This is a genomic window from Streptomyces sp. NPDC048001, from assembly GCF_043203115.1.
Taxonomy (GTDB): Bacteria; Actinomycetota; Actinomycetes; order Streptomycetales; family Streptomycetaceae; genus Streptomyces; species Streptomyces sanyensis.
Genome location: NZ_JBIDBN010000005.1, coordinates 137129 through 149095 on the forward strand (window position 1 = coordinate 137129; position 11967 = coordinate 149095).

Here is an 11967-nt window from a genome sequence, read left to right on the forward strand (position 1 = left end):
TCCGACGACGCACCACGTGGAGTGCGTGGCGGTCCTCGAACCGGCTGCGAAGGGTTCCCCATCGTTCGCGAGGCACGGCCGGAGAGCCAGCGTCTCCGCCCGTTCAGTACCGGGTGAGCAGGTCGTCGAGGACGCGCAGGCCGAAGGCGACCGAGGCTTCCGGCACCCGTTCGTCCACGCCGTGGAAGAGTGCGGCGAAGTCCAGGTCCGGGGGCAGTTGCCGGGGGACGAATCCGTAGCCGGTGATGCCCATCGAGGCGAACGACATGTTGTCGGTGCCGGCCGAGAGGCAGTAGGGGACGGTTCTCGCACGGGGGTCGTGGTCGAGCAGGGCTTGTGTCATGGCGGAGACGAGCGGTGCCTCGAACGGCGAGGAGACGGCGGCGTCGCGCTCGATGGTCTCCCACCGCACCTTCGGGCCGGCGAGCTCGGTGAGTGATCGGAGGAACTGGTCCTCCAGCCCGGGCAGGAACCGGCCGTCGATCTCGGCCGTGGCGCTTCCCGGCACCACGTTGGTCTTGTATCCGGCGGTCAGCCGTGTGGGGTTGGCGGTGTGGTGGAAAGACGCGCCGACGAAGCGGGCGAGCGGTCCGAGGCAGTCGAGGACCTGGGAGGGGTCCGGACGGTCCGGGTCGAAGGGCACCCCGAAGGCGTCGGCGGCCTCGGTCAGGAAGTGCCGTGTGGTGGGGGTCAGGACCAGCGGCCAGCGGTGTGCCGCGATCCTGGCGACCGCCCCCGCGAGTTCGGCCACGGCGCTGTCGGTGTGCAGCATCGAGCCGTGGCCCGGTCTGCCCTCGGCGGTGAGCCGCAGCCAGTGCAGGCCCTTCTGGGCGGTTTCGATGAGGTACAGACGGTGCTCGGCGCCTGTGTCGACGGAGAACCCGCCGACCTCGCTGATGGCTTCGGCGCAGCCGTCGAAGAGGTCGCGGTGGTGTTCGACCAGGTAGCGCGAGCCCAGGGCGCTTCCCGCCTCCTCGTCGGCCATCCACGCGAACACCAGGTCCCGGCGGGGGCGCCGGTCCGTGGCGGCCCAGGAGCGGGCGAGGGCCAGCATCATGGCGTCCATGTCCTTCATGTCGACGGCGCCGCGTCCCCAGACCGCGCCGTCGCGGTGTTCCCCCGCGAAGGGGGGAAGGGTCCACTCGGAGGCGTCTGCGGGGACGACGTCGAGGTGGCCGTGGACCAGGAGGCCGGGCAGCGCCGGGTCCCGGCCCGGAAGGCGTACGACCACGTTCCCCCGCAGCCGCTCGGATTCCAGGTACACCGGTTCGAGGCCGGCGTCGCAGAGCTTCTCGGCGATGTACTCGGCCGCGCGGCGTTCTCCCGGGCCGCTCCCGTCGCCGGGGTTGGAGGTGTCGATCCGCAGCAGGTCGGTGAGGAGCGTGAGGGCGTCCTTGGTGACGGCGTCCCGGGTGACGGTGTCCTGGGTGGCGGCGTTCACGTCTTCACCACGAATCCGCGCTTGTGGGCCCGGGTGACGAGGGTGGCCTCGTTGCGCACCAGCCCGGGGAGCCGGCCCAGGACGTTCACCTGGAAGTCGAAGAGGTCCTCCATCGCGGGGAGCACGACATGGATGTTCACCGCCTGGCCGCTCGCCACCACGCCGCAGTAGCGGACCGCGGGATGGCCCGCCAGGGCCGCGGTGACGGGCTCGATCGCGGAGGGGGCGGTCTCCATCCACAGCTCGGCCTCGACCGCGTATCCCAGGAGTTCGGGTTCGATCTCCGCGCGCAGGGCCACCGCGCCACCGGCCAGCAGCCGCTCCGTCCAGCGGCGGGCGGTCGCCGGGACCACCCCGAGGTGCTCGGCCAGTTCGACCCAGCCGTACCGCGCGTTCTCGACGAGCAGTCCGATCAGGGTCTGATCGGTCGGCTGGAGGTCGACCGGCGGGCGCCGCTGCCCGGGGGCGGTGGTGGTGGACGCCACCTGGGCGGCCTCTTCGGGGGTGAGGCGGTCCGCATGCCACGCGGTGGTGGGCTTGATGTGGCGCAGGACCGGGTAGCTGCGTGTGCTGCGGATTCCGGGGATGCCCGGAAGTTCCTCGGCGACGACCTTGTGCAGAGCCGCGCGTCCGTCGGCCACCAGCTCGCACGAGATGTCCGCGTCTCCGGTGACGACGGCCACCCAGCGCGTGTCACCGCGCAGCGACAGCGCTTCCGCGACCTGGTCGGCGCTGCCGGGTTCGACCTGGACCCGGATGTTGACTGCCTGCCCGAGCCCGGTCCGGAGTTCGTCGACGAAGGCGGTGAGACGGAGCGCCTTGGTGTCGATGAGCCGCTGGACGCGGCGCGAGACCGTACGTTCCACCTCGCCGAGGGCACCGGCGAGGGCCCCGTAGGGGATGCGGGGGTTGATCTGGAGCGCGGCGACGATCCGCCGATCAAGGTCATCGAGGCTGTCTGAATCCATCACAGCCAGAACGATAGATGCCCGATACGACAATTCTCAAGAGACCTCTTGTCTGAAAATCGATGCCCTGGCAGGCTGTGCGCCACCCCACCGGATGAGCCGGACGAAGGAGTCCCCGGATGATGCCCAGCGCGCCGAATCGTTTCTTCGGTCCCGAGCTCCTGCACGGCCAGGTGGCGATCGGCCGGCTCGCGGTGCATGCGACGGCGGGTTGCGGGGGCGGCGGGCTGGTGGTGTTCACCCGCCGGGTGGTCGTCGACGGGCGGGACCGCACGGGGCTGTGGGCGGTGCCCCACGCCGGTGGCGAGGAGCGACCGCTCACCGACGGCGCCTGGTGCGACACCCTTCCCCGGTTCTCGCCCGACGGCAGCCGGCTGGCGTTCCTCCGTGACGGACAGCCCTTCGTGATGGATCCGGCCGGTGGCGAGGCCAGCGGGCTGGCGGCCTTCCCGCACGGCGCCCGCGACCTCGACTGGGGGCCGGGCGGCGACTGGCTGGCCGTTCTCGCCGAGGACGAACGCGCGCCCGAGGAGTGCTGGGACGGCGGGACCGAGGGAGGCGACGGGCAGCCCACCTGCCGGGTTCTGGACCGGGCCGGCTGGCGGCTGGACGGCGAGGGGCTGGTGCTGCGACGGCGGCATGTGCACCGGGTGTCCCTGGACGGCACCGTGCGGCGGCTCACCTCGGGCCCGGTCTCCCACGACCGGCCGCGCGTCGGCCCCGACGGGACGGTGTACGTTCTCGCGGCCACCGGGCCGGACGCGGACCTCGCCCCCCGTCCGCAGGTCCACGCGCTGACCGCGCACGGCATCCGTCCGGTCACCGGGCTCACGGGCGGCGTCGTCCGCCACCACGTCCGGGCGGACGGCACGCTGACCGTCGTCGGCAGGGAGGCGGCAGAGCCGAGGGACGCCGATCCCCCGCAGGCGTTCCACGTCGACCCCGTCTCCGGCGCGTGCGAGCGGCTGCTGCCGCAGTGCGCGAACCGGTGGGTCGGAGCCCTGGGCGGCGAGAGCGACCTCCACGACTGGTGGACCGAACCGGACGACTGCGCCGAGGTCACCGCCGTCGCCCACGACGGCGAGGTGCGGCCCTACGATCTGCTCGACGGCCGCCCCCTCGCACCCTCCGGGGTCACGGTGGCCTCCCTGGCCCGCCACGGTGGCCTCACCGCCGCCGTCCTCGTGCCGTCCGGAGCCGTGGCCGGCCCCGAGGTCCACGCCCTCGGGAACGACCGCCCTCCCCGCCGCCTCACGAGCACCGGCTCCCGGTGGCTCCGGGGGCTGGCGCTTCCCACGGTGGAGCGGACCGAGGCACCGGGCCCCGCCGGGCCGATCACCGTGTACCTGCTGCACCCGCCCGGAGCCGGTCCGGCCACCCCGTTGCCGACCGTGGTCTCCCTGCACGGCGGGCCCACCGGGCAGTGGGGTCCGCTCCCGAACATCGAGGCCCTGCTGCTCGCCTCCACCGGCTACCGCGTGGCACTGCCCAACCCGCGCGGCTCCACGGACCGGGGCAGCGCCTGGGTCGACGGGCTGCACGGGGCCTGGGGACGGGCCGACGCCGAGGACGTGCACGCGGTCGTCGACCACCTGCAGGCCACGGGGCGGGCCGACGCCGGACGCCTCGGCGTCTGCGGTCTCTCCTACGGGGGGTTCCTCACCCAGTGGCTGGTCGCCACCAGCGACCGGTTCGCCGCCGCCGTGGCCGAGAACGGGGTGAGCAACCAGCTCTCCGCCTGGGCGAACTGCGACATCGGCCCCGCGTACGCCGCGGAGTCCGGCATGGGGGACCCCCTCACCGACAAGGGCGCGGCCCGGCTCTGGGAGGCGTCCCCCCTGCGCCTGGCCGCAGGGATCCGCACCCCGCTGCTCATGCTCCAGGCCGAGGACGACCTGCGCTGCCCGGCCTCGGACAACGAGCAGCTGTTCCTGGCCCTGCGGAGCCTGCGGCGCACCGTCCGCTATGTGCTGTATCCGGAGTCCAGTCACCTCTACCAGGGCGGCGGCCGGTTCGACCGCCGTCTCGACCGGCACCGCCGGGTCCTCGACTGGTTCCGCACCCACCTTCCCCTGGACAGCAAGTGAGAGAGGCCCGCACCGCCATGAACCGGTGGATCAGGAACCGCGCACGACGGTTCGTACCGCTCGTCCTGGGGCTCGTCCTCACCACGGCGGCCGCAGCGCCCGCGGCCGCTGCCGGCCCTTCCCCGTCGACGGCCGAGGCCGCAGGCGGGGACTACCGGATCGGGCACTCCCAGCCGATCGACAGCGTCAACCCCTTCGGGCAGCAGAACGCGATCTCGAACTCGGTGAGCCAGCTCGGCTACGACCTGCTCCTCAACTACCGCACCGAGGACGGCCGGCCGGACCTGGACAGGTCGCTGGCGAGCGCCTACGAGACCTCCCCCGACGGCCGCACCTGGACGTTCACGCTCCACCCCGACATCACCTGGTCGGACGGGAGGCCCTTCACGAGCGCGGATGTGAAGTGGACCTACGAGGCCGCGCTCACCAACGAGACCAACGTCCTCGGCGGCTATGTCACCAACATCGAGGAGGTCACCGCCCCGGACGCCCGCACCGTGGTCATGCGGCTCGACAAGGCGGACGCACGGCTCGAATCCGTCTTCATCCCGATCCTGCCCCGGCACGTCTTCGCCTCCCGGCCGGTGGAGTCGCTCGACAAGGCGCCGATTCCGATGCCCGCGGTGACCACCGCGCCCTTCCGGCTCGTCTCCTACAAGAAGGGCGGCACCACCGTCCTGGAGGCGAACCCGCGCTTCCGCGGAGAACGGCCGCCGATGCAGCGCGTCCTGTTCGTGCACTACCAGGCCGGTGAAGCGGCCCTCCGCGACATCAAGCTGGGCAGCCTGGACATGGTCGCCGACGGAGACGCCACCTGGGTGTCCAGACTCCGGACCGAGTCCGGCATCACCGTCTGGAGCGCCCCCGCCCCCGGCTTCTCCGAGATCGCCTTCAACTCCTGTCCCCCCGGCGGCGCCGGGGCCTGCACCGGGCCCGCCGAGAACGTCAGGACCAAGGTCGTCCAGGACCCCGCCATCCGCCGCGCCCTGGCCTGGGGCATCGACCGCGACAACCTCTCGCGCACCCTCCACGCCGGGCAGAACAAGCCGGCGGACGGTCTGATCTCCCCCTACTACACGGCGTACTACCACAGCTTCGCCGAGGACCCCGAGATCGGCTACGCCTACGACCCCGCCAAGGCCCGCGCCATCCTCGAGGACGGCGGCTGGACCTGCGGCACCGAGGGCCCCTGCGTCAAGGGCGGAGTCAGGGCCGAGTTCGAGCTGATGGTCCGCTCGACCTCCACCCAGGACCAGAACTCCGTCCGGCGCATCAGGGCCTGGGCCGCCGAGATCGGCATCACCATCCACATGAGCGTCGTCACCGAGGACGCGCTCAACAACACCATCTACAACCCGGGCGCCCGCACCGGCACCTACGCCCCCAGCTTCGACGCCTTCTACTGGGCCTGGAGCGGCGACGTCGCCACCCCCGACCTCAACCTGGAGGTGCTGCGCACCGGTAACTCCTGGTCCGACACCTACTACTCCAACCCCGCCTACGACCGCGCCTCGCTCACCGCCCTGCACACCGTGGACCTCTCCCGCCGCACCGCGGCCATGCGGGAGGCCCAGCGCATCGCCCTCACCGACCTGCCGTACATCCCCACCGTGTACGCCGCCGCCGTCGTCCTCACCCGCGACGACACCTGGCACGGCTACCAGCCCTCGCCCGCTACCGGCGCCGGATCCCCCTTCGGCACCAACTGGGGCCAGCTCACCGGGCTCCGCCCGGGACCGGAGCCCGGGACCACCGCGGCCACCGCCTCCCCGGGCGGCCTCCTCAGCACACCCGCATGGCTGGCGGTCGCCCTCCTCACCGCCGGCGCGGGCTACGGGATCGGACGCCGGAGCGGCGCCCGCCCCGCCGCGGTCCGCGACTGGACCGACGAGTAGGACGGAGACCCGACCATGCGCACACTCCGCCGTACCGCCGCCCGCCTGGGCACCGCCCTCGGCACGCTCGCCTTTGTCCTGGTGCTCAACTTCGTCATCTTCCGCGCCATGGGCGACCCCCGGCACGACCTGGCCCGCAACCCCCACCTCACGGAGGCCGCGCAGACGGCGCTCATCAGGGAACGGGGACTGGACCAGAGCCAGTGGGTGCAGTTCGTCCGGTACCTCCAGGACACCCTCGGCGGTGACCTCGGCACGTCCTTCGTCACCAACCGCCCGGTCGGCGCCGAACTCCTCCAGGCCCTCCCCAACACCCTGATCGTGGTCGGCGTGTCCACCGTCCTGGCCTCCCTGCTCGGTCCGTGGATCGGCCTGCTCGCCGCGTGGAAGCGCGGACGCACCCGGGACACCCTGCTCACCCAGGGCTCGGTCGTGCTCTACTCGATGCCGAGCTTCTGGCTCGGCATGGTCCTGATCGCCGTCTTCGCCCAGTGGTGGCCACTCCTGCCCACCGGCCTCGCCGCCACCCCCGGCTCCACGGCCACCGGCTGGGCCCACGCCGCGGACGTCGCCCGGCACGCCGTGCTGCCCGTCACCACGCTCACCATCGGCCTGCTCGCCCAGTACGCCGTCAACATGCGCAGTGCCGTGGTCGACACCATGCGGGAGGACTACGTCCTGACCGCCCGGGCCATCGGCCTCACCCCCCGCGCGGTCCGCAACCGGCACATCGTCCGCAACGCCATGCTTCCCGTGGTCACCGTCATCGGTCTCAACCTGGGCTTCGTCCTCGGCGGCGCCATCACCGTGGAAGCGCTGTTCTCCTGGCCGGGGATCGGACAGCTGACCATGGAGGCCATCCACGGCAAGGACTACCCGATGCTCCAGGGACTGTTCCTCCTCTCGTCCGCCCTGGTCATCCTCATGAACCTGGCCACCGATCTGCTCTACGGCAGGCTCGACCCCAGGATCCGGAACTGATGGCGCCCACCACGGAGGGAACCGTGAACCCGACCGCACCCATGGCCGACGAGGGCGCCCCGGCGGTGGCGCGCAGCATCCTCGCGCACACCCGCGGCGGACGCCGCGCACGGGCCGTCGCAGCCGTCCGGGACCTGCTGCGGGACCGCCGCGGCGCCGTGGGCGCGGGCCTGCTGGTCTTCTTCGCCGCGGTCGCGGTCCTCGCGCCCTGGCTCGCCCCGCAGGACCCCAGGGCCGCGGGCTCCTTCTCCACCGACATCCTCGCCCGGCCGAGCGGCTCGCACTGGCTCGGAACCGACGAGAACGGCCGCGACCTGCTCTCCCAGCTCCTCCTCGGCGCCCAGGACACCATGCTCGTCGGCTTCACCGCCGCCCTGGTCTCCTCGGTGATCGGTACCGCGGTGGGCGTCGCCTCCGGCTACTTCGGCGGCTGGACCGACCGTGTGCTGAACGTCCTCAACGACTGGTTCCTCGTCCTGCCGATGATCCCCGTGACGGTGCTGGCCGCGAGCCTCCTGGGAAACCGGGCCGCCGACCTCCCGCTGGGCCGCACCAGCGTGCTGATCCTGGTCATCGGGCTCTTCGGCTGGGCGGGGACCTCGCGCATCGTCCGCGCGGAGGTCATGTCGCTGCGGGGCCGGGCCTTCGTGGAGCGCTCCGTGGTGCTCGGCGCCGGCCGGTGGCGGGTGATCCGTACCCAGATCCTGCCGAACGTCATGCCCCTGGTCCTGGCCAACGCCGTCATCTACGTGGCGCTGGCGGTGCTCACCGAGTCGACGCTGTCCTACCTCGGCCTCGGCGACCCCGACCGCCTCTCCTGGGGCGGGATGCTCCAGTCGGCCCAGGACGCGGGGGCCATGGGCAGCGGAGCCTGGGGGTACTTCCTCGCCCCGGGCCTGTGCATCACTCTGGTCGTGCTGGGGTTCTCCCTGCTCGGCCACGCCGTCGAAAGCCGCGTCGACCCACGCACCAGGGAGCAGCGATGACCGTGCCCGACCCCGTGGACCGCCCCCTGCTGTCGGTCCGCGAACTCACCGTCGCCCGCCGCGGCCGTCCGGCCGCCAGGCTCGTCGACGGGGTGAGCTTCGACCTCCGCCGGGGCGAGGCCCTCGGCCTGGCCGGCGAGTCGGGCTGCGGAAAGACCACGACGGCGCTGGCCCTGCTCGGGCTCCTGCCCGACGGACTCGTACGCACGGGCGGCGAGATGTACCTCGACACCGAGCAGGGGCCGCGCCCCCTGCACACCCTGTCCGGCCGCGGCATGCGCGCGGTGCGGTGGCGTCGCATCTCCATGGCGTTCCAGGGCGCCATGAACGCCCTGGACCCGGTGATGCGCGTCGGTGACCAGATACGCGAGGCGATCCGTCTGCACCGGCCCGAACTGGACCGTACGGCGGCCGACACCCGGGTCGGCACGCTCTTCGAGCAGGTGCGCCTGGACCCGCGGCGGGCCCGCGCCTACCCGCACGAGTTCTCCGGCGGCCAGCGCCAGCGCCTCATGATCGCCCTCGCGCTCGCCTGCGATCCCGACCTGATCATCGGTGACGAACCGACCACCGCACTGGATGTCATCACCCAGCGGCAGATCCTCGACCTGCTGGACGAACTCCGCCGCGAGCTGGGCCTCTCGGTGCTGCTGATCACCCACGACCTGTCCGTCCTCGCCGAGACCTGCGACCGGATCGCGGTGATGTACGCCGGGCGCATCGTCGAGACGGGCTCCGTGGACGAGGTGTACCGCGATCCCCGGCACCCCTACACCCAGAGGCTGCTGGCCTCCTTCCCGGCGGTGGGCGGACCCCGCGAGCTACCGCCCCCGATCCCCGGCTCCCCGCCCGACCCGGCCGCGCCCGAACCCGGCTGCTCCTTCGCCCCCCGGTGCGACCGCGTCTACGACCTCTGCCGCACCTCGCCACCGACGGGGCGCACGGCACCCGACGGCACCCGAACCGCCCGCTGCCACCTGCTGCCCTGGCCCGCCACCTCGACACCGGAGCCCGCACGATGACCGACCACCCGCTCTTCGAGACCCGGGGCCTCGGCGTGACCTACCCCGGCCGAGGCCGCCGTGAGGCCCCCGTCCACGCGCTGCGCGAGGTGGACCTCAGCTGGATCGGGGGAGAGGTACTCGGCCTCGTCGGGGCCTCCGGCAGCGGCAAGTCGACCCTCGGGCGCACGCTGACGGGCCTGCGGGAGCCCAGCCACGGCACCGTGCTGTTCGGCGGCGAGGAGCTGACCGGCCGACGGGACCGGACCTTCCGGCGGCAGGTCCAGATGGTCTTCCAGGACCCCTACCAGTCGCTCAACCCGCGCCGCACCGTCGGCTCCCAGGTCATGGAGGGGCTGGACATCCACGGCCTGGGCGCCTCGGAGGAGGAACGCGTCACCCTCGCCGTCACCGCGATGGAACGCTGCGGACTGGCGCCGGCGGAGCGCTACTGGCACCGCTACCCCCACGAACTCTCGGGCGGCCAGCGCCAGCGCGTCGTGATCGCCGCGGCCGTGGTCCTCGGACCGCGCGCACTCATCTGCGACGAGCCGGTCTCCGCGCTCGACGTCTCCGTCCGCTCCCAGGTGCTGGGCCTGCTCGCCGAACTCCGCCGGACCGAGGGAATCAGCCTGCTGTTCATCACCCACGACGTCGGTCTCGCCTGGGCGCTGTGCGACCGGGTCGCCGTCCTCCACCAGGGCTCGGTGGCCGAGTACGGGGCCACGGAGCAGGTCCTCGGCTCCCCCCGGCACCCCTACACCCGGGAACTCCTCGCGGCGGCGCCCGTGCCCCCGGTACGGAGGTGACGCCGGCGGCACGCCGGCCGTACCGTTCCCGGCCCCGGGTCGCCGGCCGCGGGCCCACCGGGAGTCCGGGGCGGCAGGCAGGGGCCGGTCCGGTGGCGGCCCGGATTCCCGGGGCGGGGCGGGACGGCCGTGCCCCGCGCCCGGGCCGACGGGTGGCTGTGGCGCTTCTCACGCCGCGCGTGCGGGGCCGCGCGGCGCTGGAGTCCACGCCTTCCGGGAGCGGCCTGCCCCCCGCGTGATGCGCCGCCCACCGCCGCACGGGACGGCGGCAGACAGCCGAACTTCCCACGGGGGGTGTCGAATTGCCCTCGTCTGTCATGTGATGCCGGGGCCACCCTCCGAATCTCTATTGAAAATGAGTGTCATAATCGTATAGAAGTGCGGAGTGCTCATCTCTCGACACGTGCTGGAGCGCCCGACGGCCGCCGTCCGGCCCTTCGCCCTCACCGCACTTCGGCATCCCCTCGTCTCCACGCTCCTGGCGGACCACCGCGGCCTGCTGACCGAACTCCTGGACGGCCTGGGGTCCCCTCTGCACGTCGTGCTGCCCGACGTGTTCGAGGAGAACGTGGGCAGGCTTCGCCAGGCGTTCGCCGATGCGGGGGCCGACGCCGACATCCTGTACGCCAAGAAGGCGAACAAGGCCGACTGCTATGTCGGTTCGGCTGCGGCCCTCGGTGTGGGCGTCGATGTCGCCAGCGCTCCCGAGCTGGTCAAGGCGCTGGCCGGCGGCGTGCCCGGACACCGGATCGGCATCTCCGGCCCCGAGAAGGGCGACGCACTGCACTCCCTCGCCGTCCAGCACGGCTGCCTGGTCGCCGTCGACTCGCTCAGCGAACTCCGCCGGCTCGCCGCCACCGCCCGGCTCGCGGGCGGGCGGGCCGGGGTGCTTCTCCGGTCCCGTACGGCCGGCCAGCCGGGAAGCCGCTTCGGCATGTCCGCCGCGGAGCGGGGGGCCGCCGTCGCCCTGTGCGCCGACGGTGCGGGCCACATCAGCCTCCGGGGCTTCTCCTTCCACCTCAACGGCTACGCGAGCGCGGAACGCGCCGACGCGGCGGACGAGATGGTCGAGTACTGCCTCGACGCCCGGCGGCAGGGCGCGACCGACGCCGGACTGGTCGACATCGGCGGCGGGTTGCCGGTCCGCTATGTCGAGCCGCAGCTGTGGAACGAGTTCCTCGCACAGAACGACGCGACCCACTATCACGCGGCCAGGTCCTTCACGGACTTCTACCCGTACGGTGGCCCGTCCGCCGGCCAGGCGGTCCGCGCGATCATGGCCCACCCGGTCGGCGGTGGCGAGAGCCTGGCCGTGAAGGCGGGACGCCACGGCATCCGGTTCGTCGTCGAGCCCGGCCGGGCCCTGCTCGACCAGGCGGGGTTCACCCTGTTCCGCGTACAACAGGTCGACGACCGGCGGGAGTCCGACGGGTACGCGGTCGTCACCGTCGACGGCAGCAGCTTCAGCCTCTCCGAGCAGTGGTTCAACAGCGACTACCTCCCCGATCCGCTGCTGATGTCCGCACAGCCGGTCGGCGACGCGCTGTTCCCGGCGTGTGTCGCGGGCTCGACCTGCCTGGAGAGCGACATGGTGACCTGGCGCAAGATCGGCTTCCCGCGGCCCGTGCGGCGCGGTGACCACCTGGTCTACCTCAACACCGCCGGCTACCAGATGGATTCCAACGAGTCCCCGTTCCATGACGCTCCCCTGCCGTCGAAGGTCGTCCTCCGGCCGGGTGGCGAGGGGACCGTCCCGCGCTGGCGACTCGACGGCATCCGTTGAGACCGCGCACCGATTC

General features: G+C 72.7%; 9 protein-coding genes. 7 read left to right on the forward strand and 2 right to left on the reverse strand.

The window, feature by feature from the left end:
* Window positions 1-103: 103 nt before the first annotated feature.
* Entirely contained in the window at window positions 104-1441 is a 1338-nt protein-coding gene (locus tag ACGF15_RS11120) for a M20/M25/M40 family metallo-hydrolase (protein WP_392797891.1), read from the reverse strand.
* Window positions 1438-2409 (reverse strand): Lrp/AsnC family transcriptional regulator, encoded by a 972-nt coding sequence (locus ACGF15_RS11125; RefSeq protein WP_345614012.1) that lies wholly within the window; start codon window positions 2407-2409, stop codon window positions 1438-1440. Before ACGF15_RS11125 ends, ACGF15_RS11120 begins: the two co-directional genes overlap by 4 nt.
* Before the next feature lie 119 nt (window positions 2410-2528).
* Here ACGF15_RS11125 and ACGF15_RS11130 point away from each other — a divergent pair, with 119 nt between their 5' ends.
* The 7 genes from ACGF15_RS11130 to ACGF15_RS11160 all read left to right on the forward strand — a co-directional run bounded on the left by ACGF15_RS11130 (window position 2529) and on the right by ACGF15_RS11160 (window position 11951).
* Window positions 2529-4496 carry a S9 family peptidase gene (locus ACGF15_RS11130; RefSeq protein ID WP_392797894.1) on the forward strand — a complete coding sequence of 656 codons (1968 nt, stop codon included), beginning with the start codon at window positions 2529-2531 and terminating at the stop codon, window positions 4494-4496.
* 17 nt (window positions 4497-4513) lie between these two features.
* Complete coding sequence (locus ACGF15_RS11135; RefSeq protein ID WP_392797897.1) at window positions 4514-6391, forward strand: ABC transporter substrate-binding protein; 1878 nt, start codon at window positions 4514-4516, stop codon at window positions 6389-6391.
* A gap of 15 nt (window positions 6392-6406) precedes the next feature.
* Window positions 6407-7372, forward strand: coding sequence for an ABC transporter permease (locus tag ACGF15_RS11140; protein ID WP_345613914.1), 966 nt, complete (start codon window positions 6407-6409; stop codon window positions 7370-7372).
* Between the two features lie 23 nt (window positions 7373-7395).
* A complete protein-coding gene (locus ACGF15_RS11145) occupies window positions 7396-8358 on the forward strand; it encodes an ABC transporter permease (RefSeq protein WP_362605629.1) in 963 nt (320 codons plus the stop codon).
* Window positions 8355-9380: an ABC transporter ATP-binding protein gene (locus ACGF15_RS11150; protein ID WP_392797901.1), complete on the forward strand. Its 1026-nt coding sequence runs from the start codon at window positions 8355-8357 to the stop codon at window positions 9378-9380. Before ACGF15_RS11145 ends, ACGF15_RS11150 begins: the two co-directional genes overlap by 4 nt.
* Entirely contained in the window at window positions 9377-10168 is a 792-nt protein-coding gene (locus tag ACGF15_RS11155) for an ABC transporter ATP-binding protein (RefSeq protein ID WP_392797904.1), read from the forward strand. Before ACGF15_RS11150 ends, ACGF15_RS11155 begins: the two co-directional genes overlap by 4 nt.
* Before the next feature lie 385 nt (window positions 10169-10553).
* A complete protein-coding gene (locus tag ACGF15_RS11160; protein ID WP_392797907.1) occupies window positions 10554-11951 on the forward strand; it encodes an alanine racemase in 1398 nt (465 codons plus the stop codon).
* Window positions 11952-11967: the final 16 nt, after the last annotated feature.